Origin of the sequence: Nostoc sp., from assembly GCF_036917415.1 — a bacterium.
Lineage (GTDB): Bacteria > Cyanobacteriota > Cyanobacteriia > Cyanobacteriales > Nostocaceae > Nostoc.
This window is the reverse complement of the sequence record NZ_JBALDJ010000025.1, coordinates 129,077-155,613: the sequence shown is the minus strand read 5'-3', so window position 1 is coordinate 155,613 and position 26,537 is coordinate 129,077. Positions and strand designations below refer to the sequence as shown.

21 protein-coding genes and 1 pseudogene are annotated in these 26,537 nt (G+C 41.3%); 10 read left to right on the top strand and 12 right to left on the bottom strand.

Annotation, left to right across the window (positions count from 1 at the left end):
- Positions 1-312: 312 nt before the first annotated feature.
- The 3 genes from V7K41_RS03945 to crtO all read left to right on the top strand — a co-directional run bounded on the left by V7K41_RS03945 (position 313) and on the right by crtO (position 4,350).
- Positions 313-1,689, top strand: a complete 1,377-nt coding sequence (locus V7K41_RS03945) for a cytochrome P450 (RefSeq protein WP_334845820.1) — start codon at positions 313-315, stop codon at positions 1,687-1,689.
- Positions 1,690-1,791: 102 nt separating this feature from the next.
- Complete coding sequence (locus V7K41_RS03940; RefSeq protein WP_334845819.1) at positions 1,792-2,550, top strand: LmeA family phospholipid-binding protein; 759 nt, start codon at positions 1,792-1,794, stop codon at positions 2,548-2,550.
- Positions 2,551-2,655: 105 nt separating this feature from the next.
- Positions 2,656-4,350 (top strand): beta-carotene ketolase CrtO, encoded by a 1,695-nt coding sequence (gene crtO / locus V7K41_RS03935; RefSeq protein WP_334845966.1) that lies wholly within the window; start codon positions 2,656-2,658, stop codon positions 4,348-4,350.
- 231 nt (positions 4,351-4,581) lie between these two features.
- Here crtO and V7K41_RS03930 read toward each other — a convergent pair whose 3' ends face one another.
- Complete coding sequence (locus tag V7K41_RS03930; protein WP_334845818.1) at positions 4,582-6,336, bottom strand: trypsin-like serine protease; 1,755 nt, start codon at positions 6,334-6,336, stop codon at positions 4,582-4,584.
- Between the two features lie 643 nt (positions 6,337-6,979).
- Here V7K41_RS03930 and V7K41_RS03925 point away from each other — a divergent pair.
- The 4 genes from V7K41_RS03925 (at position 6,980) to V7K41_RS03910 (ending at position 11,544) form a co-directional block, all read left to right on the top strand.
- Positions 6,980-7,723, top strand: a complete 744-nt coding sequence (locus V7K41_RS03925; protein WP_334845817.1) for a tetratricopeptide repeat protein — start codon at positions 6,980-6,982, stop codon at positions 7,721-7,723.
- A 78-nt stretch (positions 7,724-7,801) separates the two neighbouring features.
- Positions 7,802-8,674, top strand: a complete 873-nt coding sequence (locus V7K41_RS03920; RefSeq protein WP_334845816.1) for an SDR family oxidoreductase — start codon at positions 7,802-7,804, stop codon at positions 8,672-8,674.
- A gap of 501 nt (positions 8,675-9,175) precedes the next feature.
- Positions 9,176-9,727 carry a PEP-CTERM sorting domain-containing protein gene (locus tag V7K41_RS03915; protein WP_334845815.1) on the top strand — a complete coding sequence of 184 codons (552 nt, stop codon included), beginning with the start codon at positions 9,176-9,178 and terminating at the stop codon, positions 9,725-9,727.
- 227 nt (positions 9,728-9,954) lie between these two features.
- The gene (locus V7K41_RS03910; protein ID WP_334845814.1) at positions 9,955-11,544 is read left to right on the top strand and encodes an alkaline phosphatase D family protein; all 1,590 of its coding nucleotides are present in this window, start codon (positions 9,955-9,957) and stop codon (positions 11,542-11,544) included.
- 218 nt (positions 11,545-11,762) lie between these two features.
- Here V7K41_RS03910 and gcvP read toward each other — a convergent pair whose 3' ends face one another.
- The 3 genes from gcvP to gcvT all read right to left on the bottom strand — a co-directional run bounded on the left by gcvP (position 11,763) and on the right by gcvT (position 16,578).
- Positions 11,763-14,753 carry an aminomethyl-transferring glycine dehydrogenase gene (gcvP, locus tag V7K41_RS03905; protein WP_334845813.1) on the bottom strand — a complete coding sequence of 997 codons (2,991 nt, stop codon included), beginning with the start codon at positions 14,751-14,753 and terminating at the stop codon, positions 11,763-11,765.
- A 175-nt stretch (positions 14,754-14,928) separates the two neighbouring features.
- A complete protein-coding gene (gene gcvH, locus V7K41_RS03900; RefSeq protein ID WP_069072677.1) occupies positions 14,929-15,318 on the bottom strand; it encodes a glycine cleavage system protein GcvH in 390 nt (129 codons plus the stop codon).
- Between the two features lie 123 nt (positions 15,319-15,441).
- Positions 15,442-16,578: a glycine cleavage system aminomethyltransferase GcvT gene (gcvT, locus tag V7K41_RS03895; RefSeq protein WP_334845812.1), complete on the bottom strand. Its 1,137-nt coding sequence runs from the start codon at positions 16,576-16,578 to the stop codon at positions 15,442-15,444.
- 256 nt (positions 16,579-16,834) lie between these two features.
- Between gcvT and V7K41_RS03890 the strand changes: the two genes are divergently transcribed.
- Positions 16,835-17,332, top strand: coding sequence for a pentapeptide repeat-containing protein (locus V7K41_RS03890; RefSeq protein ID WP_334845811.1), 498 nt, complete (start codon positions 16,835-16,837; stop codon positions 17,330-17,332).
- Between the two features lie 72 nt (positions 17,333-17,404).
- Here V7K41_RS03890 and V7K41_RS03885 read toward each other — a convergent pair whose 3' ends face one another.
- From V7K41_RS03885 to V7K41_RS03865, 5 genes and pseudogenes are all read right to left on the bottom strand, one after another.
- Positions 17,405-19,171 (bottom strand): tetratricopeptide repeat protein, encoded by a 1,767-nt coding sequence (locus tag V7K41_RS03885; RefSeq protein ID WP_334845810.1) that lies wholly within the window; start codon positions 19,169-19,171, stop codon positions 17,405-17,407.
- Between the two features lie 531 nt (positions 19,172-19,702).
- Positions 19,703-20,347: a hypothetical protein gene (locus tag V7K41_RS03880; protein WP_334845809.1), complete on the bottom strand. Its 645-nt coding sequence runs from the start codon at positions 20,345-20,347 to the stop codon at positions 19,703-19,705.
- 43 nt (positions 20,348-20,390) lie between these two features.
- Complete coding sequence (locus V7K41_RS03875; RefSeq protein ID WP_334845808.1) at positions 20,391-20,537, bottom strand: hypothetical protein; 147 nt, start codon at positions 20,535-20,537, stop codon at positions 20,391-20,393.
- Positions 20,538-20,733: 196 nt separating this feature from the next.
- Positions 20,734-21,465: a class I SAM-dependent methyltransferase gene (locus tag V7K41_RS03870; RefSeq protein ID WP_334845807.1), complete on the bottom strand. Its 732-nt coding sequence runs from the start codon at positions 21,463-21,465 to the stop codon at positions 20,734-20,736.
- Between the two features lie 586 nt (positions 21,466-22,051).
- Positions 22,052-22,174, bottom strand: a pseudogene (locus V7K41_RS03865) (tetratricopeptide repeat protein); the annotation flags it as partial.
- A 59-nt stretch (positions 22,175-22,233) separates the two neighbouring features.
- Between V7K41_RS03865 and V7K41_RS03860 the strand changes: the two are divergent.
- Positions 22,234-22,494 (top strand): hypothetical protein, encoded by a 261-nt coding sequence (locus V7K41_RS03860; protein WP_334845806.1) that lies wholly within the window; start codon positions 22,234-22,236, stop codon positions 22,492-22,494.
- A gap of 70 nt (positions 22,495-22,564) precedes the next feature.
- Complete coding sequence (locus V7K41_RS03855) at positions 22,565-22,975, top strand: hypothetical protein (protein ID WP_334845805.1); 411 nt, start codon at positions 22,565-22,567, stop codon at positions 22,973-22,975.
- On the opposite strand, the gene V7K41_RS03850 is transcribed toward V7K41_RS03855, so the two are convergent.
- The 3 genes from V7K41_RS03850 to nfi all read right to left on the bottom strand — a co-directional run bounded on the left by V7K41_RS03850 (position 22,967) and on the right by nfi (position 26,403).
- Positions 22,967-24,925: an FHA domain-containing protein gene (locus tag V7K41_RS03850; protein WP_334845804.1), complete on the bottom strand. Its 1,959-nt coding sequence runs from the start codon at positions 24,923-24,925 to the stop codon at positions 22,967-22,969. The two genes, V7K41_RS03855 and V7K41_RS03850, sit on opposite strands and share 9 nt — an antisense overlap.
- Before the next feature lie 153 nt (positions 24,926-25,078).
- Positions 25,079-25,630, bottom strand: a complete 552-nt coding sequence (locus V7K41_RS03845; RefSeq protein ID WP_334845803.1) for an FHA domain-containing protein — start codon at positions 25,628-25,630, stop codon at positions 25,079-25,081.
- Positions 25,631-25,737: 107 nt separating this feature from the next.
- Positions 25,738-26,403: a deoxyribonuclease V gene (gene nfi / locus V7K41_RS03840; protein WP_334845802.1), complete on the bottom strand. Its 666-nt coding sequence runs from the start codon at positions 26,401-26,403 to the stop codon at positions 25,738-25,740.
- Positions 26,404-26,537: the final 134 nt, after the last annotated feature.

Sequence of the window (26,537 nt, the reverse complement as noted above, 5' to 3'; positions counted from 1 at the left end):
TATACACCAATACAAGAAAATTTAATATCATCAAAAGACTAATTTTAGTGGGGTATGCCAATATACTTAAGTAAGTTTTTCTATAAATACCTCTACAAATCAGAAAAAACATTATTATCCTTGTAAAATTAATAGTAATGATTTGCCAGAATGGTCAACTTAGTGGTACATTAAATCCCAAATATCCTGCCAAACTTTTAAAGAAGCTTGCAATAATTCCCTCTTTAAAAAAGAAGTTAAGGAGAATCAAGGTTGACCTCAAGCGTATTGGATTATTTGCAGCTTATTAAATTAAAAGGTATGGAATAAACAATGAAAACACTTAATAGTCTAAGCACACCAGCGTTGCTGCAAACTCTGCAATTAATTGCTAAACCCACAAAAACTTTAGAGAATTATGCTGCCAAGTATGGTGGCATTTTTACAATGCGGGTAATGGGTTTAAAGTCGCCACCGATAGTATTTTTTAGCCATCCCCAAGCAATTAGCGATTGTTTTGCCATCTCTGCACACAAGTTAGATTTTAAGAAAGCAACCCATATATTTAAACCCTTGTTTGGAGAGAATTCTATTGTATTTCAAGAAGCGCGATCGCACCAACAACAACGGCAACTATTACTCCCAGCATTTCATGGCGAGAATTTAAAGTCTTATGGACAAGCAATTTGCCAAATTACTGAAGAGCTTACACAAACTTGGACATCAGGTACAGATATTTGTATACACAAATTAATGTCAAATATCACTTTAGAAATTATCTTACAAGTGGTATTTGGGATTACTCATGGTGTGCGTTACCAACAATTAAAAGAACAATTGAGTTCTTTATTAGAAGACATAACTAAACCTTGGTATTCCAGCTTGTTTTTCTTTCCTTTGCTGCAACAAGATTTAGGCGCTTGGAGTCCTTGGGGAATTTTCTTAAAAAGACGAGAACAAATTGACAAACTCATCTATGCAGAAATTTCTGAAAGACGTTACCAAAATGATGCTGCGCGTACAGATATTCTCAGTATGCTGATGTCAGCGCGTGACGAAAATGGACAACAGATGACAAATGAGGAATTACGCGATCAATTAGTTTCATTATTGCTATTGGGTTATGAAACTACATCTGGCGTATTAGCCTGGATATTTTATTTAATTCACTCTCACCCAGAGGTGAAACATCGGCTAATGCAAGAACTAAACACTTTGGATGATTTCACAAATCCAGAAGCAATTACACAATTACCTTATCTCACCGCCGTCTGTCAAGAAACACTGCGAATTCATCCTATTGCTTTAATTTGCACACCGCGAATGGTAAAAGATAAAGTGGAAATTATGGGGCATAATTTTACATCAGAAACAGTTTTAGTTCCTTGTATTTATTTAGCACATCGCCGAACGGACACTTACCCAAAACCAGAGCAGTTTCAGCCAGAAAGATTTCTCAACCAAAAATTTTCACCTTACGAATATTTACCCTTCGGTGGCGGTTATCGCGGTTGCATTGGTGCCGCATTTTCTATGTATGAACTAAAATTAGTAACAGCCATAATATTATCGCATTTTGAATTAAGCCTTGCTGATAAACGTCCTGTGCATCCAGTCCGTCGCGGGATTACGATTGTCCCTAGTGGTGGTGTAAAAATGTTTGTTACTAAAAAGGCAAAACTCAAAAGACAAACAATACTTTCTACTTAATTAGTTAATCCTCCAATTTGCATATATCGTAATATAGATCCGCTTGTTAGTATCTAGCCTTTACAGTAAATAGTAAGAGGACATTTAGAAGATTAACAATTCATGCGTGACGATAATCGGTTAGAAGAACAATTTCTATCCCAAGAAGCTGAAAAACAAATATCCAATCAGCTAGATGAAGTAGAACAAATAGAAATAGATGTCAAAACCGATCTGTTGAAAATATTTCAGGGACAGGCGGATGGAGTTTCGGTTGCTGGTCAAGGATTAGTGATTAAAGAAGACATTCGCGTACAGGAAATAAAACTGCAAACAGATAGTATTGCCATCAATCCTTTTAGCGCTCTTTTTGGTCAAATAGAACTCAATGAGGCTGTAAATGCCATTGCTCGGATTGTACTCACAGAAGTGGATATGAACCGCACTTTGGCATCAGACTTTGTTAGCAGCCAGATGCAAAACTTTGATTTGGATGTAGATGGCGAGATTGTGAGTTTTGAGCCGCAAAAAATTCAAATATTTTTACCTGGTGAAGGCAAAATTGAATGTAGGGGAAGAGTGCTGTTAAAGGAAATGGAAAATACTCGTCCTTTAGCTTACACTGCGGTGTTTCGCCCACGGACTCATTCACAACCCGCGATGCTGGAGAGTTTTAACTGCACTGAGGGAGACGGGATTTCAATAGAAGTAGTTACAGCATTAATGCAGAAAGCCAAAGAATTGATGAATATACCATCTTTTAAATGGGAAGAGATGGCGTTCAAGATTAAAGATATAAAAGTAGAAAAGGGTAGTTTAATACTTCTGGTAGAAACTCAAGTGAAGCAAATACCATCATCAATAACTGAACTATCTCTTTAGTAGTATTGACACTAGTTAAGGATAATTTTTGTAACTAGGGAATGATGTAGATTTTTAAAAAGTTTTATAAGCTTTTAAAAGCTACTTAATTTCAAAATGACAACTATGCAAGAGTATGATGTTGTGCTAATCGGTGCTGGGCACAATGGGCTAGTTTGTGCAGCTTATTTACTAAAAGCTGGTTATAGCGTTTTGTTACTAGAAAAGCGTTCTGTTCCAGGTGGCGCAGCAACAACTGAAGAATGCTTACCCCAAGAAGCTCCTGGATTTAAATTCAATTTGTGCGCGATTGACCATGAATTTATTCACTTAGGGCCAGTAGTTGAAGAATTAGAACTAGAAAAATACGGTTTGCATTATCTGGAGTGCGATCCGGTTGTTTTCTGTCCTCATGCTGATGGCAAGTATTTCTTAGGGCATAAGTCGGTAGAAAAGACTTGTGCAGAAATCGCTCGTTACAATGAACGTGATGCCAAAAAATACGCAGAATTTGTACACTTTTGGCAGCGATCGCTAGGTGCAATGATTCCCATGTTTAACGCACCGCCAAAATCAGTTATAGACATCCTTGGTAACTACGATATCACCAAACTGAAAGATTTAGTTTCAGTTATTGGTTCCCCTAACAAAACGCTGGACTTCATTCGCACGATGTTGACCAGCGCTGAGGATTTACTTAACGAGTGGTTTGATGAAGAATTTCTAAAAGCGCCACTAGCCAGACTAGCATCAGAACTTGGTGCGCCGCCATCACAAAAAACCCTTGCCATTGGTGCAATTATGATGGCAATGCGTCATAATCCGGGGATGGCCAGACCTCGCGGCGGAACAGGCGCACTTGTGCAAGCTTTGGTGAATTTAGTTACAAGTAAAGGTGGGGTTATTCTCACAGACCAGCATGTTGAAAAAGTTTTAATTGATGATGGAAAAGCTGTAGGCGTGCGGGTTGCTGGTGGAAAAGAATATCGCGCTAAACATGGGGTTATTTCTAATATTGATGCCAAGCGGTTGTTCTTACAAATGACAGATAAAAGCGATGTTAATGCAGCCGACCCAGATTTATGGGAAAGATTAGAACGCCGCATCGTAAACAACAACGAAACCATCCTCAAAATAGATTTGGCTTTAGACGAACCACTGCGCTTTCCACACCACGATCACAAAGATGAATATCTCGTCGGTTCTATCTTGATTGCTGATTCTGTGGCTCATGTAGAACAGGCTCATAGTAAATGTACCTTGGGACAGATTCCTGATGCTGACCCATCAATGTATGTGGTGATGCCTAGTTATTTAGATCCCACATTAGCGCCACCAGGTAAGCACACTGTATGGATTGAGTATTTTGCCCCTTATCAAATTGCTGGTGCAGAAGGTACTGGTTTAAAAGGTACTGGTTGGACGGATGAATTGAAAAACAAAGTTGCAGATAAGGTGATTGATAAATTAGCAGACTATGCACCTAATGTCAAAGATGCAACTATCGCCCGTCGGGTAGAAAGTCCAGCCGAACTAGGAGAAAGATTAGGTGCGTACAAAGGTAATTATTACCATGTTGACATGACCCTAGATCAGATGATATTTTTCCGTCCCTTGCCAGAAATAGCCAATTACAAAACACCAATTGATAATCTATTTTTGACTGGTGCAGGTACTCATCCAGGTGGTTCAATTTCGGGAATGCCGGGACGCAATTGTGCGCGGGCATTTTTGCAGGCGAAACATCCCATTAGCCAAACTTTGAAAGATGCGCGGGATTCGATTAAGTCAACTGTCGAATCAGTGTTTGGCATTAATTAAGCGTTGCACAGATAGATTTAGGACTTACGCATAAGTATCATCCCAACCCCTTAAAAGCCATGTTTGTAAGGGTTACAGAGAATCTATTTTCAGGTTTTCAATGCGTAATACCAATTCTGTATAAAGATACATGGAAAGAACCTCTGGCAACTTCCCCGAACTCGCAAGGAGGTTGCCAGAGGTTAAAATAATGTGCAACTTTATAGAGAACTGGTATAAGTTTTGGATTATTTAGGCAATCACGAAAATATCTGTATTAGTCATGGCTAGACCTATTGCTAGTTGAGCAACTTGGATTTGACCAGATGAGCCTGTACCATCAGCATCAAAGAAGAAACCCCCTGTATTCTTATTGTAGATAAAGCGATCGCTGCTATCTTGTGCTACTGAACCGATAAAAAATTGCGTGGCTTGAAGTATACCCTCACTAAGTCCACCTCCAAACCCTATTTTAGAAACATAAATTGTGTCATCTAAGGACGAAAAATCTGTAATGTTATCAATACCCTCAGAAGGGGTATTAATAATAAAAATATCAGATCCAGTTCCTCCCGTTAGGGTATCGTTACCTAAACCTCCAACTAAAGTATCGTTACTACTTCCTCCTATAAGGATGTCATTACTATTTCCACCATTTAGCTCGTTATTACTAGTAATAACATTATTAAGAGAATTACCAATCTCATTAATATTATCTGTACCTGTTAAAGTGAGATTTTCTTCATTGGCTGATAAAGGAGAGCTAACGGTTGATGAAACGTTCAGAGGTGCCGAACTGGGCGTACTATTGGTAACAGTGAGTAAAGTTCTAAATACCTTTTGGTTGCTAGTTAGACTCTCATCAAACTCTTGGATGGAATTAGTTGGATCTAGAAATGAAATAACATAGTAATTTCCAATTGGGATATTAGGAAACGCACCACTCCAAGTCGCTGTTCCTGAATTGAATGGATTAATCGAAGAAATAGTTGTATTACCAATTAAGTAATGAGAACCAATACTATTAGTGATATTGGCATCAGTAGAAGCGTAAAAAGAAACCGAGAAATTGCCTGTTGCGGCTGTACCATTGTTGCGAGGATAGACTGTGATGCTGAAATCTTCCCCATATTTGATAGTGTTATTACTAAAACTTCCAAGAGTGGTGTTAAACCACACGTCAGAATCTACTAAATCAGCTTTGTCAATGGGTTTGCGGGCGGTAGTGTCTTCGTCGATCCAGCTTTGAATCTCGTTATATCGAGTGCTTGTAATTCGGGCAAACTCGTTGTAAAGCGGAGTGTTATTGGTGGTTGTCTCATTTGAAGCTACTCCATAAATAGTCGGTTCATTTGTATTGGAATTATCAAGCCAGAGAGGGCCTCCACTATTTCCAGGTAGAATATCTAGCTCATTACTACGCAAGCTCAAGTCAGTTGTACTTGTAATTTTTCCACTCTGAGTCCACATATCATAGTTGTCCGATTTTCCATCGCTGTTGGAATCAAACTTATCAGAAGGGTATCCAGTGACATTCATTAAAGTTCCACTGCTGAGATTATCGTCATATCCATAGTTAAACCAGCCAGTGAAGTTTCCAATATTGCGGTCAAGAGTAACCAATCCTATATCGTATTGAAAAGTTTCGCTTTTAGTCTGATCTCCTTGAGTCCATCCTTCAAAAGAACGTGTATAAACAGATTTGGCTTCAGCATAATACTCGTAATCAGCCCGGTTTGTACCAGCAATAATATTTCCTTTAGAACCAAGCATCACCTCAATTTTATCTGCCCAACCTCCATATCTCGTGTCATACACAGAGTGTCCTGCTGTTAAAAAATGGTAGGGGTCAATCATAGCACCAGAACCGTTGACGATAATATCATCAGCAGTATCAATAACCCCATCTGGTCCTTTCCAATGTATTCTCATCTTTCCTATAGCACTAAACGGAAAAGTTGTCGTGTTGCTAACTTTTGTCCGACCATCAGCGGAGAAAATAGACATAGTTTTAGATCCTTAATAGAAAATAATGAATACAAAATATACAAATTTAATGCCAAAAATTCTCTCATGGCATTAGCAATTCGCTAGCAATTTTTATGAACAATGTTTTCTCTTACTAAAATTTTAAGTAATATCAAAACTATGAATTGCCATATATTTAATATAAATTATTTCTATGATTTATCAATAATGTATAGTTGACTTTAAGTTTTATTTTAAAGAAAAAATAAAACTCATTAATAGAGATAAAGGTTAGAAAAATTAGCTATTTTGATATTACTTTTGTCCTCACCCCTGCGATTCTGGTTGATTTATACCGTCGGTATTAGCGGATTAAAGAAGCTTTTCATAACCGTGAATTACTACACGAATGCGATGTTTACGACGGGTTACAGCTACGCAACATAGTATAGCAACACAAATAATTGTTTTTTGAGTAAAGTAGGTTCTAAGCGATTGCTTTATGTGTATTTACTATGATATTATTATTTACGCTTGATTTTAATAAAGTTTTATGCATCGTCAACAAGGCTCTTTCTGAAAAGAAATAGAAATAAATTAATGGGTAAAAACTAGTGTATTTTGATAATACTCAAAAAACTAACAAATTTTAACATCATCTAATAATTTTTGTAGGTACAGCATGGTTTTTCGGCACTGCTTCGTCGCATCTGGCTTGATAGCTTTCTTGGCATTTGGCTGTAGTGATGGGGCAAACTCATCAGCAGAAAATACTACACAGGTTGTCCAAGAAAACAATGTAACCCAACTTTTCATAGAAGCGAAGGCTACACAAAAAGCAGAAGATTTTTTTCATCAAGGTAATAATTTATTAGATAGACAAAATTATGAAGATGCCATAAAAGCTTACGATAAAGCGATCGCCATCAAAGTTGAGAGTCCTGAAGCTTGGATTAACCGTGGCATCGCCTTAACATCGTTGCAACGCTACAAAGACGCTCTTGCATCTTATGATAGAGCGATCGCTATCAAACCCGATAAATATGAAGCTTGGTATAATCGTGGCATCGCCCTAACATCGTTGCAACGCTACCAAGATGCTCTTGTATCTTATAATAGAGCGATCGCCATCAAACCCGACAAATATGAAGCCTTAATTAACCGAGGCATTGCTCTGACAAAGCTGCACCGCTACCAAGATGGTATTGTATCTTATGATAAAGCGATCGCCATCAAGTCAGATTTGCACCAAGCATATTACAACAAAGCTTGCTCTTATGCTTTACAAAGCAATCTGGAATTAGCAATTGAGAACCTAGACAAAGCAATCAAGCTTGTTCCTGATAAATACAAGAAGTTAGCAAAAACTGACCCCGACTTTAGCAAAGTGCGTAATGAAAAGCAGTTTCAGGAATTACTGCAATAGTATTTTATTACCACTACTTAGTGTAAAATATAAGCCTGCTGTAGCAAGGATTTTTTCTTGAGCGGTTTCCGATTAAACATGAAAAAATTGTTAATCACCGGAGCAAGTGGCTTTTTAGGATGGCATCTTTGTCAGCTTGCCAAACAAGAATGGGATATTTATGGCACTTATTTATCCCATCCTTTAGAGATTCCTGATATGAAAATTTTAAAAGCGAACCTAACAAACTTTCAGGAATTGAAACGTATCTTTAACGATGTCAAGCCAGAAGCAGTTATTCATACTGCTGCACATTCGCAACCAAATTTTTGTCAAACCCACCCTGAAGAATCGCACGCAATTAATGTTGTAGCATCTTGCAATATTGCCGGACTTTGCGCGGATAATTCAATTCCTTGTGCTTTTACCTCAACCGACTTAGTTTTTGATGGTTTAAATGCTCCATATCGAGAAACAGATGCCGTGTGTCCTGTCAATCTTTACGGTGAGCAAAAAGCGATCGCAGAAGCAGATATGCTAGAAAGATATCCCATGACCGCAGTATGTCGAATGCCGTTGATGTTTGGTGCAGCAACACCCACGGCGAAAAGCTTTATTCAGTCATTTATTCAAACTTTACAAGCCGAAAAAGAACTAAGTTTATTTATAGATGAATTTCGTACACCAGTAAGTGGAATATCTGCCGCCAGAGGACTTTTATTAGCATTAGAAAAAGTAAATGGCATCATTCACTTAGGTGGCAAAGAGCGGATTTCTCGTTATGATTTTGGACACATATTAGTAGAAGTATTTCAACTTCCCGTCACCAAGCTCAAATCCTGCCGACAACAAGATGTGAAAATGGCAGCACCTAGACCAACAGATGTTTCTTTGGATAGTTCCAAAGCTTTTGCATTAGGGTATCAGCCTTTATCTGTAAAGGAAGAATTACAGGCAATACAATTTAGTTAAGGCTAAGTGTTAAAACTAAAAATGTGGGGATGCGATTACCTCCGGTACGCTACACGTAGGCGTAGCCCGCCATAGGCATCGCAACAAAAAAACCTATTTTATTGATAATTTAGTGATGTAATTGATAATTTAACCCCGATTTGACAAAATCACGTTGCCCCTTTATTTGACAGACAAGCGACGGTTTCCTCTATAGCTTTCCCACTCATAATGATAATTTACGTTTGCCCTGTGGTTATCGGCGAACTTTTTCATTGTCAAACTTAAATTAAATTTTATTTTTACCTTTGATTAAAGTTAGCTTAAACTCATAATTCTAAAATTGAGTGTCTCAAAGCAATTGGACAGTTGTTTCTTTTAGTCAAAAAGAGAAAATCATTGATTTCATAACTGTTATCAGCAGTTATGAATATCCATTTGTCAAATAAGTAAGTTAGACAAAAGCTATTTTTGTAGCTTGTAGTGCATTGCTTTCAGAAGTTTATGGTGAGGAAAACTGAGATGAAATTGGTTACAGAATTATTGGTTGCTGCTGCTACTCTTACTTTAAGTTTTGCTACCGTAGATGCAAAAGCTGCATCTGCCGCAATTCTTAATTACGCTTTCACAGTTGATAGTCCAGTAACTAAGGGAAATGGCTTCTTTAGCTTTGATGACTCAACTTTCAGCAATGACTATAATCCCGAAGCTGCCATTAAGTCACTTTCTTTTAAATTTGATGGTGACTCTACCGTTTATATGCAACAAGATGATGCCAACTACCCAGATTTTCCTCTTATCTTTACAAGTACATCCTTAACAGGAAAAAAATATTTTGCGTTAGATTATCAGTTTAATGATAAAGCTAATACTTCCAGTTCTATCAGTTATGAAATTATTGGTGAGGATTTTACAATTTACTCTAAAAATTCTCCAGATGCAGAACTTATATCAGGTACAGTTTCTTATAAAAAAGTACCTGAACCTACACCTTTAGTTGGTGTTCTTTTTACTTGTAGTCTTGGCTGGGCGATGAAGAAAAAGGTGGCATCAATGAAAAAGGTTAAAGTCTAACCTTGGTTAAGTTGATATTAACGCTTTCTTTGCCCAGGATTAATCTATTGTTAGTAGGCTTTGATGTAGGAAAACAATATCTAACACATTGATAGCAGAAGAAAAAAGTGGAAATTAAAATCTGATTTTGCTAAGGGAATTAGTTACCAAGTTTTCCTAAAATTACCCTGCCTTCTTTGTGTTAGCTGTTGCTGTACTTTAACTTACCTGTTAGTCAGGAGTAGAAAATGGTAAATTACCGGAATTTTGAGCAGTTCCTGCACAGTCGAATGAAACGACGCAACTTAATTATGGGGGCAGGAGCATTGTCTGGTTTAGCGATCGCTAACCAATTTTCTCCTCAAAGAGCGCTCGCCACAAGCAGATTTTCCAATTATCCTTTCTCTTTGGGTGTAGCATCGGGCGATCCCTATCCTACCAGCGTAGTGATTTGGACTCGTCTCGCTCCTGAACCCTTAAATGGAGGTGGAATGCCACCTGCTAATGTGCCAATTCGCTGGGAAGTAGCAACCGATCCCGATATGAGGCGTATTGTCTCTAGAGGTACGGTACTTGCAACTCCACAACTAGCTCACTCTGTTCGAGTTGTGGTAGAAGGACTGCAACCTGATACTTGGTACTGGTATCGCTTTCTTGTCGGCCAAGACGCTAGCCCCATTGGTCGCACTCGTACAGCTCCTCTAGCAGGTGGCTACTTAAATAAATTAAACTTTGCCCTTGTCTCCTGTCAGCACTATGAGCAGGGATACTATACTGCTTACAAATATATTGCCCAGGATGACCTCAGCTTGGTAGTGCATGTTGGAGACTACATCTATGAAGGAGGAATATCAAACAATCGCCCCAGAAAGCACAACAGTGCCGAAATTCTCACCTTGGAAGATTACCGCAACCGTCACGCCCTCTATAAAACCGATACTAATCTGCAAGCAGCTCATGCAGCCTTTCCCTGGATTGTCACCTGGGATGACCACGAGGTAGAAAACAACTACGCCAACGACATCTCGGAAGTCGATACTGAACCAGATCAAAATCGGGCAATCTTCCTCCAACGACGGGCTGCTGCCTATCAGGCTTACTACGAACACATGCCACTGCGCCCCTTCTCGCGTCCCGTTGGCCCCGATATGCAACTTTACCGTCGGCTTTCCTTTGGTAACTTAGCCACCTTCCATGTCCTAGATACCCGCCAATATCGCACCGATCAACCATGTGGTGATGGCACTAAAGAACGTTGCCCAGAAAATTTAGATCCGAATGCAACGATTACCGGCAAGCGTCAGGAAAATTGGCTATATGATGGTTTAGATAGCTCACAGGCTAAGTGGAACGTTTTGGCCCAGCAAGTTGTAGTTGCTCAGATAGATACAAAACCAGGAAAAGGCGGAACCTACAGCATGGATAAGTGGGATGGTTATGTGGCTTCCCGCGATCGCCTCATGCGTTTCTTAGAACAGCGCAAACCATCTAATCCTGTAGTCTTATCAGGCGATATCCATTCCAACTGGGCAATGAATTTAAAGGCTGACTTTAATAACCCAAAATCTGCTACGGTCGGGAGTGAATTTGTCTGTACCTCAATAACCTCCGGTGGAGATGGGGCAGATACCAGCCCAAATGTTGAAGCTTATTTACCCGATAATCCACACATTAAATTCTTCAACGGTCAACGGGGGTACGTTCGCTGTGCGCTGACTCCCACAACCTGCAAGACAGATTATCTAGTTTTATCAAACGTCACAACCCCGAATGGCACGCTTAGTAACCGGGCTTCATTTGTGGTTGAAGATGGTCGTCCAGAAATACAACAAGCCTAATCGTTTAATTCCCAGGTATCATAACCAGACAATTACAGATATAGGACTTACGCAAAAAACCTCTCTAACTCTTATTCCTCTGTGTTCTCTGCGTTCTCTGTGGTTTGATTTTCCGTGACCTGTGCGTAAGTCCTGAGATAGAAACAGGTAAATCATCAGTGTTTATCGAAGGCAGGAGTTAGGAGTTTAATTTCTAACTCCTAACTCTTCACTTCAATTTAATAAGCATCCATTGGCAGACAAGAACAAACAAAATTCCTATCCCCAAAAGCTGAGTCAATGCGACCAACAGCAGGCCAGAATTTATACTCACGAGTCCAAGGTGCAGGGTAGGCAGCTTGTTCGCGAGAATAGGGATGCTGCCATTCTCCAGCGATCAGATTTTCGGCGGTGTGGGGTGCGTTCTTCAAAACATTATCTTGGGCATCCACCTTGCCTAATTCTATTTCGGCAATTTCTTGGCGAATAGAAATCAACGCATCACAGAAACGATCCAACTCTTGTTTAGATTCACTTTCTGTAGGTTCCACCATGATTGTACCCCCAACAGGCCAGGAGACAGTCGGCGCATGGAAACCGTAATCTATGAGACGCTTGGCTACATCATCGATTTCGATCGCAGCCGATTTTTTGAGCGATCGCAAATCTAAAATACATTCATGGGCAACTAGACCATTTTTCCCTTGATACAAAACCGGATAGTACGATTCCAGTTTCTTGGCGATGTAGTTAGCGTTGAGAATTGCCACCTTAGTTGCATGGGTTAAACCCCCTGCACCCATCATGGCAATGTACATCCAAGAAATCACCAAGATACTCGCACTACCCCAAGGTGCAGCTGCCACAGCACCAATATGTTGGGTACTGGGGATTGGGGAAGGTGGGGCCCCCTCTGGGGATAAGGGGTAATGGGGATTGGGAATTTCTTCTTCCCTAGTCCCTAGTCCCCAGTCCCCAGTCCCTACTACAGGATGTCCGGGCAGAAAAGGTACAAGATGAGATGCAACGCCAATGGGCCCCATACCAGGGCCACCGCCACCATGAGGAATACAGAAGGTTTTGTGCAAATTTAAATGGCAGACATCCGCGCCAATATCTCCAGGACGGCAAATTCCTACTTGGGCGTTCATATTTGCCCCATCCATGTAAACTTGTCCGCCGTGACTGTGAACAACAGCGCAGATTTCCTGAATTGGCTCCTCAAAAACACCGTGAGTTGAGGGATATGTCACCATTAAGGCGGCGAGTTCATTGCTGTGTTTTTCTGCCTTACTCTTCAAGTCATCAACGTCAATATTACCTTGTGAGTCACAGGCAACAGCCACTACCTTCATCCCGCACATCACCGCACTCGCTGGGTTTGTCCCATGTGCCGAGGTGGGAATCAAACAGACGTTACGGTGTGCTTCACCCCGATTTTTATGATATTGACGAATTACTAAAAGTCCAGCATATTCGCCCTGAGAACCAGCATTTGGTTGTAGAGAAATTCCCACAAACCCAGTAATTTCAGCTAACCATGCCTCAAATTGCTCAAACAGGATTTGATAACCTTGTGTTTGCGACGCCGGGGCAAATGGATGAATCTTGCCAAATTCCTCCCAACTTACCGGAATCATCTCAGCTGTCGCATTCAACTTCATTGTGCAAGAACCCAAAGGAATCATCGATGTCGTTAGCGACAAGTCCTTGCTTTCTAGCCTGTGCAGATAGCGCAACAACTCAGTTTCGGAGTGATAACGGTTAAAAACTGTGTGGGTGAGATATGTACTTGTACGGGAGAGAGGAAGATAAGAGGATGAGGAAGAAGTTAAGTCTTCTAAAGTGAAGGGTAAATCATCTGTACCAGCGAAAATCTGCCAGAGGTCGATTAAATCTTCTGGCGTAGTTGTTTCATCTAGCGAAATACCAACAGCAGTGGCATCAAAAACCCGTAGGTTAATTTGAAGTTGTTTGCTAACTGCCAGAATATCTTTTAAATTGCGTCTTCCCAATTCTACTCGCAGCGTATCAAAGAAATCTTTGGAACTGATGCTGTAACCCAAACGCTTCAGTCCTTCTGCCAGTAATACCGTCAAAGAATGGATATTTTCAGCAATTTGCTTCAGTCCAGTGGGCCCATGATATACGGCGTACATACTCGCCATTACCGCCAGTAGCACCTGTGCAGTACAAATATTACTAGTCGCTTTTTCGCGGCGGATATGCTGTTCGCGGGTTTGCAAGGCGAGACGTAATGCAGGCTTCCCTTGGGCATCTTTTGATACACCCACAATTCGCCCCGGAACCAGCCGTTTATACTCTTCCTTCGTAGCAAAGTATGCCGCATGAGGCCCCCCAAACCCCAAAGGAATACCGAATCGCTGAGTGCTTCCTACAGCAATATCAGCGCCAAATTCCCCAGGAGGGGTCAGCAAAGTTAAACTTAAAGGATCTGCTGCTACCGTCACCAATGCACCCTTAGCATGGGCTTTTTCTATAAAAGCGCGGTAGTCGTAAATAGTGCCATCACTTGCAGGGTATTGCAGAACAGCCCCAAAAATTGGTCGATCGAAATCAAATGTTTGATGATCGCCGACAATAATCTTAATCCCTAATGGTTGAGCGCGTGTTTGCAACACGTCAATGGTTTGGGGATGACAGTCACTAGAGACAAAATAGGCATTTGCCTGATTTTTACAAACACCATAGCTTAGGCTCATCGCTTCAGCTGCGGCTGTGGCTTCATCAAGTAACGAAGCATTAGCAATTTCTAAACCTGTGAGGTCAATAATCAGGGTTTGGAAATTCAGCAGCGCTTCTAGTCGCCCTTGGGCAATTTCTGGCTGATAAGGAGTGTAGGCAGTATACCAACCGGGGTTTTCTAGGATATTACGCCCAATCACAGGTGGGGTAATACTGTCGTAATAGCCCATACCAATGTATGAACGGAAAACCTGATTTTTGGCAGCAACTTTTTTTAACGATGCCAGTGCTGCGTACTCACTTTCTGCTTCTGGTAACTTTAGCGGTTGCTTCAGCCGAATTGCCTGTGGAACTGTTTGGTCAATTAGGGCATCTAGGCTGGGAAACCCTAAAACCTTAAGCATTTGCTGGATGTCATCGGAGTTAGGACCAATGTGTCTTGGCACAAAACTACTTAACTTTTGACTTTTTTCGTCCAGCACTTGCTGCTCATTAGACTTGAGAATAGGGGCGTTTAATACCACAAATTACTCTCCAGATGGTACTATTTCATATTTTGCAATAAATACTGATGATAAGTAGGTGTAACTTTTCAGTTTATCTAAATTTCATGACTTATTTTCCAGTGGAATAGAAAAAGGCCGGGGAGGAGAAGGAAATTTGCTGCAAGTCTTTCCTCTCTGCCCCTTTGCCTCTTTCCTACTCCCCTTCTACTTGGGCGCGATACTCATCTGCTGTCAAGGCATCCTCAACTTCGCCAGGGTCATTGACGCGCACTTTCAAAAACCACCCTTCCCCATAGGGGTCTTCTGACACTTCTTCGGGAGAATTAATTAAAGCTTCGTTGCGTTCTATAACAGTGCCTGTTACTGGTGAATTCAGTTCTTCAACGGCTTTCACTGATTCAATTGTGCCAAAGTTTTCTCCCCTGGTAAGAGCATCGCCAATTTCTGGCAGTTCCAAAAAGACGATATCACCCAATTCATGTACGGCAAACTCAGTAATGCCAATGGTGGCAATTTCACCATCGATTCGCACGTATTCATGAGAATCCAGGTATCTGAAATCTTGAGGATATTCAAAAGACATATCACTTCCTCTCCCTTATCAAAAAAATTATTTCCCTAACAGTCATCCAAGTTATATCTGGTAATGAACCTTATGTAGTTGAATAACTCACAACACATTATTCCTCAAAAACCTCGGCGCTTATCAGTTGGTAACACGATTTTTTGACCGATAAAAGGGACGTTTAACTACAACTGCTGGATAAGCTTTGCCGCGAATTTCGACTTCTAGCTGCTGACCGACAGTTGCTAGCTGGGTGGAAATGTAAGCTAAGGCAATGGGATAACCAAGTGTAGGTGACAGGGTGCCACTAGTAATTTCTCCCACAACTTTACCTGCGGATAACACTTGATAACCATGACGGGCTATGTTGCGTCCTTGGGTTTGCAAACCTACTAATCGGCGCTGCACTCCAGTGGCTTTTTGTTGTGCTAAAACTTCCCGACCAATAAAATCGCCTTTAGTATCTAAATGAACTAGCCACCCCAAACCTGCTTCTAAGGGTGTGATGATGTCATCGATATCTTGTCCGTAAAGTGCCATTGCTGCTTCTAAGCGCAGAGTGTCTCTCGCACCCAGTCCACAGGGGATAACACCACTTTTATGGAGAGTTTGCCACAATTCTACTCCCACATTCGGGTCTACCATCACCTCAAAGCCATCTTCTCCGGTGTAACCCGTGCGGGCCAAAAAGGCAGGTTGACCTAGTAGGGTTGCTTCTAAATGTCCGAAGGCTTTAATTGGTTGTAAGTCTTCTTGCACTAATGGCTGGAGATATTTAATCGCTTTTGGCCCTTGCACGGCAATTAAGACTTTATCTGGTGAAATGTCTTGGAATTGCAACTTATCTAGGTCAAGGTGTTGCAATAGCCATGCTTTGTCTTTACTAGAGGTTGCCGCATTAACTATGATGAATGCCTTTTGTGTACCAGTGGTGTTTTCACCTTGATAATAAACAATGATGTCGTCAATAATTCCGGCTTGGGGATTTAACAATACGGTGTATTGTGCTTGGCCGGGTTGCAAACGACTCAAGTCAGAAGGCACTAGTGGCTGGAGTTGGGAAATCAGGTTTTTACCTTGGAGAGTAAATTTGCCCATGTGGGAAATATCGAACATTCCGGCTGTATTTCTTACAGCCTCGTGTTCGCGGCTAATTCCACTAAATTGCACGGGCATTTCCCAGCCGCCAAAGCTGGTAAGGCGTGCTTTGAGTTCTACACCCAGTTGATATAAATGGGTTCGCGCCAGAGATTGGGCGTTGTCTTCTTGATTAGCCACAGGTAATTATTGCGATCGCACCTCAACATCTATCATCCTACGAGATGCTTTCTAGTTTTACAGTCTTTATGTATTGAATTGGTTATGGGGCATAGGGCATGGGGCACACAAGGCAAAGGGGCTGAAGGGAAAAACTTACTGCAACTTCTCCCTTGCTCCCCTGCTCCTCTGCTCCTCACTCCTTCTTCTCCCTTGTCCCCTTCTGTAAGGTTTAATAGTTAATGGTGGAAGTGTTGAGATTTATTAAGAAGAGATTATGACATATTGGCGACTGTTAGCTAGCTTTGTCTTAGCTATGGTTCTTTTTTTGTTTCCCCTATCGGCACAAGCTGCAAGTTCTTCCAGTATTACCCGTTCTGTGGGTAATGATGAACTTAAGGGCAAGGATTACTCTGGTCAAAGCTTAATTGGTACTGAGTTTACCAATCTCAAATTAGAGAATGCTAATTTTAGCAATGCTGACTTACGTGGTGGCGTATTCAACAGTAGCGTATTGGAGGGAGTAAATCTGCATGGTGCTGATTTTAGTGAAGGCATAGCCTATCTAACAAGGTTTAAGGATGCTGATTTAAGTGATGCTGTGTTGACTGATGCAATGATGTTGCGTTCTACTTTTGATGGCGTAGATATCACAGGTACTGATTTTACAAATGCAATTTTAGATGGAATACAAGTGAAAAAGCTTTGTGTTAAGGCAAGTGGTGTGAATTCTAAAACTGGTGTGGAGACTCGCAAATCTTTAGGATGTAAGTAAATCCTAACCCCTTCTTCGCTAGTGGAGAGGGGGATATTTTTTTAACGAATTACGAATTACGCGCAGCGATCGCTAGTGATATGCTTCTCTTAAAAAGCTGGCATAATTTGCCCGAACCGTCATAGTTGTCGGATGACTTATTCCTAAAGTCCGTTCGCAAATTCTCAAAGCTTTCTCAAATAAGGGTTTGGCTTTTCTGTAGCGTCTTGTATAACGGTAAAGTGCTGCTAGATTGTTTAGGCTAATGGCGACATCGGGATGGTTATTTCCCAGCAGGCGTTTACTGAGTTCTAAAGCTTGTTGATACAAAGGTTCGGCTTGCTTGTAACTTCCTGTAGATTCGTAAAGTTGTGCTAAATTGTTCAGGCTGGTAGCAACATCGGGATGGTTATCTCCCAGCAGGCGTTTTCTCAATTTTAATGCTTGCTTGAGCAAGGGTTCGGCTTCGCTGTAGCGTCTTGTATAACAGTACAATGCTCCTAAATTGTTCAGACTCGTGGCAACATGGGGATGTTCTTCTCCCACTAGGCGTTTCCACAGTTCTAAAGCTTGCTGATACAAAGGTTCGGCTTCGCTATAGCGTCCTGTGGATTCGTAAATTAATCCTAAATAGCTGAGGCTAGTGGCAACATCGCTATGTTCTTCTCCTAGCAGGCGCTTTCTCAGTGCTAAAGTTTGCTCAAGCAAGGGTTCGGCTTCGCTGTAGCGTCCTGTAGATTCGTAAAATAATCCTAAATTGTTCAGACTAGTGGCGACATCGCTATGTTCTAAACTAAGACGATTTTGAGTTAGTTCTACACACCGTTGCAACCAAGATTCTGCTTGCTGATAAAGTCCTTGACTTTGATAAAACCAGGCTAATTTGGTAAACAGAGTGATTAGATTTTCATCGCCCAGATATTCGGATAGGTGGGTTGCAACTTCTGTAATGTGCAGGATATGTGGAGTGAGGTTGGGAATGTCTTCAGGGTTGAGCTGTTGCGGAATTAGCTTTGCTATCTCTAACATCATGGCTGCAAATTTAGTTTTTGCTTCATCCGCTTCACTTGACTTATCCAACTTCATTCGGAAAAGTTGCCGAATCTGTGGATTTAGACGATAAATTCCTTTACTTTTCTGTTGTAGCAAATGCAACTCTAGTAAATCGGCTATGGCTTTCTCGTTGAGTTCTTGTTTTTTGTCATCTTCTACTGTCTCAACAGATAGAGGAATATCAGCTAAAGCACACAAACTTAGCAAACAGCCAAAGCTTTGGGCATTTTCATCCAACTGTTCCCAACTCAATTCAAAAACTTCAGCTACACCGTATTCATCAGGCATCAATGAGTTAGCATTGACTACTAGTTCATGTTCCACTCGTTTCTTCTCTAGCTGCTTCAGCAGTGTTTCCAGAGACAAATTTGGCATCTTATCCAAATATCGTCCCACTAACTTTAACGCTAAAGGTAAATATCCCAAAAACTTACAAATTCTTCTGGCAACCCAAGCTTCTTGTTGCAGTCGTTCCCGAACCACTAGCGATTTTAATAATTTCATCGCCGCCAATGGTTTGAGGATATCCAATTCGCTATTATATTTTACGCTCAGATAAGTTTGTAACTTTTCTAGTTTGTTTCGATTGTTGAAAGTAGCTAACTCAGGATTATTCTGAGCAAACTTGTCATATACCTCACCCACCCACTTTGTGAAAGCAGCAATATCAACGTTTAATTCTCTGGCAAGTTTAGCTTTACTTTTACATAAGTCTTCTGTCTGAAAATATTTTGCAAAAGCTGCCGTCTGCTCTAGAGATAAGCCATTCGTAGCAGCTTCTTCGACTAGAAAATTAGCCCATTGCATAAACAGCTTGTAAAGTTTATTTTTATTCTAGCTTTGTCTCATGGTAAATCTTCTCTGTTTGAGGTAAAAATACCATTTGTATATAAATATTAAAAAACAGTGGCTGCCGTTAGGTATCGCTATTTGAGCCTTTGAAGTTCAAGTTTTGAGTTTTATACTCAAAATGGATATGCGATGTCTACGATGGGCTACGCCTACGCTCTATTTTTCACTTTAGATATGACAGGGCATGAGTATCGAACCGCAAAGCACGCATAGACACGAAGTGGCTTCCCGCAGGGTAGGGCACGAAGAAGAGAGAGAGCGATCGCTGCTAAAATTTGAACTACAACTGTTGTGTAGCATCAATTTGGTGCGTACAAGATAAATATGCTCTGGATTTGCACCAGAGCAGTGTTAAAAAGAAGCATTATTTAGATAGATAACAGACTTAGGATCTGTTCTTGGATTTTTCACAAATAGGAAATCTTAGTCAAGGGATAATTGATAATTTGTTTTCCCAAAGAATTAATTTCAGAAATTAGACCGTATCTAGCGGTATCTCGCGGTTCCGGTGAGTACTATAGTTTGATATGACTGTAATTGTCCAAACAGTGGAGTACGAATAATTCCTGATGTTCTTTCAGTAGTTAAAATGGCTTCAGTTTGAACAGGAGTTTCTCGAGTCCCAATCGGTAGGTTGATACTTGGTAAGAGTAAGCTCAGTTTAACTATATTTCCTCCCAAATCAGGGTTTGGTGGTCTGCTAATAATTATTGTCAGTAGTGTACCGATATCAGTAGCTAATGTCTGAATTTGATCGCCACTAAAATGCTCAGAAATGTTTTGGTTTCTGTAATCAAGTTGTGGAACTCCATTGAGAATTGAATACTTAATGTGAGTATCTTTACCCTCAAGTTCAAATTCATTTGGTCGTTGCACAACAATTGCTTGTGCTGGCTTTGTGGATTTGGTAATCACAAAAGATAACAGTGATGTCGTGGTTAAGCCAGTCACAAAAGTGAGAGCAGTTTTGAGAACTTGACGACGGGGGAAATTTGGGGATATGTCTTTAAGGTTCATAATCGCTAATTTAAACCATTTATAAAGATATATTTCTCTTTCTAGAAAGAGATTAGAATTGCGCTGTCCGATAACTAGCGCAATGAAAAGAAATACTGCTGCTACTAGCACCATAAACACTCGAATATGATTCTAGATTGTTCTGTTAGCAAGGTAGCTAAACCGAATGGCTTGCACCATAAGTACTACCCGACTCGATTCTCGCTAGCATATCGTTGAGCGACACATTGAAGACGATTTTGAATGTACTGGGAATGTCGATCGTAATCGAGTGCGATGCCTGCGGCGGGCTACGCCTACGCATGAAGGTTGATACTCACTCCCTATTGCCTTCGTGAAAGGTTAAGGTAATTGCACATTTGTCAAGAGGGTGCAGGAAAAGGAGATAAATCCAGCTTGATGACTGGCTTTCGCATGGCTTTGACCACTCCTAAATCTTGATTTTCTTTAAAGTTGATGTGACAAAGTACTAGGATGAGAAGTTCCCATGAAAAATCAGGTTAATTCTCACAACTTAGACCTATGATTAAGCAATTGTCTAAAAAATCTTGCCAGTAATCTTCTGTGTACTGTTCTATTGCTTGCTTTGGAATTTCTATAGGATGCCATGAAAACTTCTTAAACCCGGCTTCTGTTACAGCCCATTCATAAATAGATTGACTCCACTTAAAGTATTTAATAGTAAATGGTGGGTTTGTGTGAAATTCAGCTTCAGAAGAAAAGCCTTCTGACAGAGGTTCTTGTTTGAGTACGGTAAGTCCATACTTTGTCGAATTTGATTTATTCCGAGAGAAATTCGGATTAATCGTCATGGCAACAAAACGCCCGTTTGACGCTAGATTCCTGCGGATATTACAAAGCATCTGTAGTAGATGCTCTTTGTTTTCTGCATAATTAAGAAGATAAACGGCAGTAATTAAATCAAAACTGCCAAGCTTGTGAAGTTTGGCAATGTCTAACACTTGATATTCATTTCCAAGTGGATTTTTCATCTCTTGCTGGCGTGCAACGTTTACCATTTCCTCTGATATGTCTACACCAACAACTTTTGCAGATCCTTGTTCTTTCAACAATCTGCTATAAAAGCCGGTACCGCAGGCTAAGTCTAGAATGGTTTTCCCTTGAAAATTACCAAGAATCTTAAATAGTGTAAATTTTTCGGCGATCGGCAATGTGGCTACAGTTTTAAACTGCTCGTAAACACCGCCAATAGCATCATATAGCTCAGTCATCAGATTCTCAACCAATAGGAAATTAGAGTAATTATCTCATTCTCCCTATTCGATGCTGGAGTGCTATGCATTAGTCACATCTTTCTTAACAAAAAAGTGAAATGCTAGAAATTAAAATACCAGTTGTTCATTTTTAATCCAGCTAAATAAAAATAAATTTCTGATGACAACAACATTAAGTGGTGTTGCAGTTCGTAAGCGATCGCACTTGAGCCTCTGAACCTCAAAGTTGAGCCTCTGAACCTCAACGTTGAGCCTCTGAATCTCAACGTTGAGCCTTTTATCCTCAAATTTAGCGTTTGGAACTCAAAACGGCTAAATAATTGCTCTATTGTTTACTGTACTTTGGATATGAGGAAGCGCGATCGCACTTTGTCACTTAGCATGAGAATCGAACCGCAGAGGCGCAGAGGACACGGAGGAAGAGATTAGGAAGGAGCGATCGCTGTTTGAAGTTATAATTTATGGGCGATCGCTCCTAAACTTTAAACTACAACTGTTGTGTCGCATCAATTATTGCTTGCAGTTGGGTAGAGATTTCCACAAGTGAAGGGTTATGGTGTAGTCTTGCTAGGAAGGTGCGATGTAAGCGTTTTCTCAGTGACAAAGCTTGCTGATGCAGGGGTTCGGCTTCGCTGTAGCGTCCTGTAGAATCGTAGAGTCCTGCGAGATTGTTCAGGCTTTGGGCGACATCGGGATGTTCTAAACCAAAACGATTTTCAACTACCTCTTTTCATTTGCATAGAAACATTTAGAAGAGGTTCAGCCGTGAAAATTGTCTTAATAACTCCAGTCAACTCCAATCAAACCACCCAAACTTCGCAATTAATCCCCGCCTCGCCAACATCAGTAGAGAATCCATCTACCTGGATGCGAGACGGATACAGTCCCACGGAAATTATTCTCGCGGCGGCAATTTTAACTTCATTATCGATTGGGGGAATTGCTTCTGTGATTGTCGCAATTACGGGTTTAGTTAAAACTTTAGTGCCTGTAATGGTAAACCCAACAAGGGAAAAAAAGAAGTAGCCAAGGCGAATGGAATTCGCGGCTACACAAACAAAGTCCACCTGCGCGGACTAAGAAAAAATTTGAAGGTTTGAAACCCACGGAGGTGGGTTTTGCCTGTGTAGACGCGGTTTCTAACCGCCCATTTAATTCACTTGAACCTTTGAACCTCAACGTTGAACCTTTGAACCTCAACGTTGAACCTCTGAACTTCAACGTTGAGCCTTTGAACCTCAACGTTGAGCCTTTGAACCTCAACGTTGAGCCTTTGAACCTCAACGTTGAACCTCTGAACCTCAACGTTGAGCCTTTGAACCTCAACGTTGCACCTTTGAACCTCAACGTTGAGCCTTTTATCCTCGAAGTTGCACCTTTTATCCTCGAAATTGCACCTTTTATCCTCGAAGTTGGGATTTGGTACTCAAAACAGCCAGGTAAATACTGTATTCCTCCTGCCTCCTGCCTCCTGCCTTCTGCCTCCTGCCTCCTAATACTAAGGTGACTGATTTAACACCCACTTCAACCACTGTCTAAAGGAACTTATAGTATTCAACCTTTGAACTCCAGGCGCACGTGCGGCGGCGAGTCCATCAACGGCAACTAATGCAGCATATTGCAAGCCCAAAAAACTATCAACTGCGGCATAAGGGCCACCTAAAGTAATAGCTCCAGCAGCATACATTTGACCTCTATCGCTACGCATTTCTACTAATTCAAAATTGTTCGCTACAGTCAATCGCCCCAAGTTATTCACTGGGAGATTGTAATGTTTCACTAAATCTGCTATCAGAGGATTAGCATCTACTTTGGCATCCAACCCAGTAGCATCAATAATAAAGTCAGCTAGCAATTTCATTTCCCCAAAGCTTTGCTCTCGGATATGGGTAATAGTCCGGTTTTGGGCATCTCGTTCTACATCCAGCACTTCACCGAAAGTAATTTGATACCAGCCTTCGCTTATCCCTTGAGCAGTAATTTGCTGCCAGTCGTGGCGGTCGGCGGTGGTAGTTCCACCCCAGTCTGCTAGTAAACGTTTGCGTTCATCGGGGGTGGCTTTTTCTAACATTGCCCGGAGTTCGCCGCCCCAACAGGCTTTCGGCCAGTTAAAGGGTTGAAATTCGTAATGATTTTTGACTAAGCGTTGGGCATTTTGAAATTTGTTGCCTTGGGGTTTAGGCGATCGCATTAAATGCAAAACTGCAATATTCCGATTTCGTTTTCTGGCTTCATAAATCCGTTGCACAATCCGCGAAGCCACAATTCCCCGCCCCCGAATCAATACCGTACCACCATGTTGCTCTAGTTGCTCATAAACGCGATCGTGGGCTTCATAAGCATTGACGACAGATTTAAAATCTTGATATTTTTCCCTATAAGCTTGCAAATCTGGGAGAAACTGAATTGCTGGATATCCAGTAGCTAAATGTAAATAACGACTAACTAAAAAAGCATAATTTCCTGGGCCGCGAGAATAGGCTACGCAATATCTACCGTCATCAGTTTTGCGAATTACCCTAACTCGCCCATAGCGATAAATTTGATTCCAGCCAATGCGCTTCGTCTCCCTATCTATGGAATCAAAGACATTACCCGCACGAGGAGTATAAGTTTCGGCAAATGTTGGTTCGGCAAATACTTGCCATAAATACTTGAATGCTGATTTTATCTCTCCCTTGGCTAAGTCACCCCAAGCTTCTCGCAAGGCATAACTAGGCCAACCCCAAATATTATCGGGACAAGAGTCAGAATTAGAACGCAGTCTTTCATATAAAGGAATTTGTGAATTCAGACAGAGGCGTTTGTAACGAGCATAAGGTTCCGCCTCTAATCCCAAAGCCACAATCTTGTTAGCACGCACACCACTAATTCTCAGCAAATCAGCCCATAAAAAGCTACCCAATCCCGCCCCGATCGCTAGATAATCAGATTCATCCACTGGCAATCCCGTAGCATAAAGTGCTTGCACAGCAACATTTTGGGACTGAAATGCTAGTGGCGGGAAATTACTTGCCAAGGGCATTATCGGTTGGGCTACAGGCAAGCTGGGATCTGGGAGATTGGTATTTGCGTTGAAATGAATCGTTGAAGGGGGGCTAGTATCTGGTGCGGGTACGTTAGCAACAAATGTCACTACTATCACATAAGGGCCAATTTGCAACGTATCGCCATTAACCAGGACACTGCGTATTTGTGGTTGACCGTTGACATACACACCGTTAACGCTGCCTTGGTCAATCACCACCAGATGGTCTTGTTCCCAGTCAATTAGGGCATGGTAGCGAGAAACTTCGTTACTGTTAAGCAGCATCCTAGAAACACGCTGTCCCTTGAGTTCAGCAGGTAAGCGAGCAAATTCTCGACCAAAAGCGATCGGCATATTTAACAGTGGTTCTCGCCGTTCACCCGTCGCTGGATCGTCCCAACTCAATTGGATTTGTAAGTCATTTGTCATTTGTCATTTGTCATTTGTCATTTGTCATTTGTCATTTGTCATTAGTTATTAGTTATTAGTTATTTTCCCCCTGCTCCCCTGCCCCCTGCCCCCTGCCCCCTGCCCCCTGCCTCCTGCCTCCTGCCTCCTGCCCCCTGCCCCCTGCCCTCCTTCTCAACTACTTGGTGCTACCAACACACTTACAGCCGCAGCTAAAGATGTCCCACACCAATGACAGCCAATTTGTAGATTCTCTCCTGGGGAAACTTTATGACATTTGGGGCATTCTAAGCCATAAACTCCTGGCGGTGGTGCGGGGGGTGTTGGTGGGTGATGGTGATGTTCGAGATTTATTGCTGGATTGGGTGGTAGCAAAATTGTTGCTGGAATGCTACCTGTGGAAACGCTTGTAACATTGAGTTTTATTTGTCCCAAAGAGATGCTAGTACCCTCAGTTAAAGGCATTTCACCTTGGACTAATTGCCGTCCATCGACAACGGGGGGATTTTGCGATCGCAAATTCCTGATATAAAAGCGTTGTTGCTGGTGATGAAAAAATATTTCAATGTGCAGTCCAGACACAGTAGGATGACTCAGAACAATGTCGCACCGGAGGGGGTCGCGACCGATACGGACAGTGCCATGATTTTGACTTGGCTGTTGTTCGTAAATGTTCTGAGTTTTATCTTGACCTGCATCGTGCCACTGTAAAGTTAGTGCGTTCATTGTTCTAACTTCGTAAATCGTATTTAGCTACTTCAACTTCTTTCTGTGCGATTCCTAACACGATTGAGTCGGTGCAAGCAAGTATTTAGAAAAAACTTCAACAAGCTTTATCTGTTCGACGCTAATTTATCAGCGATGCGTGTAGTTTCTGGGAGCCGATATTTGGGCGTACAACGTAATACATAGTCAATCGCTGTCGGTAAACTAATTCGATGACCACTGGAGATGTATAGAGGTTTTACTCCTGTGCGCGATCGCAAAACTGCCCCAACGGTTTCACCGTTATATATTAGTGGTTGTATGCTACCTTTGGTTTCTGCCAATTGTTCATGCTTACCTACCAACCTAGACTTAGCTACACCAATTGTCGGCATATCTATAAGTAACCCTAAATGGCTAGCTATACCTAATCTGCGGGGATGAGCAATTCCCTGACCATCACACAAGATAATATTTGGTGTTGTTTTAATCTTTTCTAGGGCATCAAGGACAGCTGGAATTTCCCGAAATGAGAGGAACCCAGGAACATAAGGAAAGGTTGTAGGACGATGTGCTAGGCTTGTCTCGATTACTTGCAAATCAGGAAAACTCAGGACTGCGACAGCTGCACGGCTAATTGTTCCATCAGCTTCAAAACCCATATCCACTCCAGCAACATACCGGATCGGTTCTTGCAGTCGATCTTCAGTAATTACTTGATTTTGCAGCGTTTCTTGGATAAGTATGGCTTCTTCTAGCGTCGAAGGCCAAGCACGATCTCGATAAAAGTTCATATTTAAAATTGGAATTAACTGATTAATATTAATCCTGTTAATTTGGCAACCACAAAAACAAGAGTTTTTGATGTTGATGCAGGGAAAATATATTTTTGTAAAAATCTGTGAAAACCTATCTTTATATTAAATAT

Coding starts and splice junctions, on each gene's coding strand:
- V7K41_RS03870 (WP_334845807.1), bottom strand. CDS start 21,465: ATGACTGAGCTATATGATGCTATTGGCGGTGTTTACGAGCAGTTTAAA.
- V7K41_RS03910 (WP_334845814.1), top strand. CDS start 9,955: ATGGTAAATTACCGGAATTTTGAGCAGTTCCTGCACAGTCGAATGAAA.
- V7K41_RS03885 (WP_334845810.1), bottom strand. CDS start 19,171: ATGCAATGGGCTAATTTTCTAGTCGAAGAAGCTGCTACGAATGGCTTA.
- V7K41_RS03875 (WP_334845808.1), bottom strand. CDS start 20,537: ATGCGTAGGCGTAGCCCGCCGCAGGCATCGCACTCGATTACGATCGAC.
- nfi (WP_334845802.1), bottom strand. CDS start 26,403: ATGAACTTTTATCGAGATCGTGCTTGGCCTTCGACGCTAGAAGAAGCC.
- V7K41_RS03925 (WP_334845817.1), top strand. CDS start 6,980: ATGGTTTTTCGGCACTGCTTCGTCGCATCTGGCTTGATAGCTTTCTTG.
- V7K41_RS03945 (WP_334845820.1), top strand. CDS start 313: ATGAAAACACTTAATAGTCTAAGCACACCAGCGTTGCTGCAAACTCTG.
- V7K41_RS03890 (WP_334845811.1), top strand. CDS start 16,835: ATGACATATTGGCGACTGTTAGCTAGCTTTGTCTTAGCTATGGTTCTT.
- V7K41_RS03845 (WP_334845803.1), bottom strand. CDS start 25,630: ATGAACGCACTAACTTTACAGTGGCACGATGCAGGTCAAGATAAAACT.
- V7K41_RS03880 (WP_334845809.1), bottom strand. CDS start 20,347: ATGGTGCTAGTAGCAGCAGTATTTCTTTTCATTGCGCTAGTTATCGGA.
- crtO (WP_334845966.1), top strand. CDS start 2,656: ATGCAAGAGTATGATGTTGTGCTAATCGGTGCTGGGCACAATGGGCTA.
- V7K41_RS03930 (WP_334845818.1), bottom strand. CDS start 6,336: ATGTCTATTTTCTCCGCTGATGGTCGGACAAAAGTTAGCAACACGACA.
- V7K41_RS03850 (WP_334845804.1), bottom strand. CDS start 24,925: ATGACAAATGACTTACAAATCCAATTGAGTTGGGACGATCCAGCGACG.
- V7K41_RS03915 (WP_334845815.1), top strand. CDS start 9,176: ATGAAATTGGTTACAGAATTATTGGTTGCTGCTGCTACTCTTACTTTA.
- gcvH (WP_069072677.1), bottom strand. CDS start 15,318: ATGTCTTTTGAATATCCTCAAGATTTCAGATACCTGGATTCTCATGAA.
- V7K41_RS03940 (WP_334845819.1), top strand. CDS start 1,792: ATGCGTGACGATAATCGGTTAGAAGAACAATTTCTATCCCAAGAAGCT.
- V7K41_RS03920 (WP_334845816.1), top strand. CDS start 7,802: ATGAAAAAATTGTTAATCACCGGAGCAAGTGGCTTTTTAGGATGGCAT.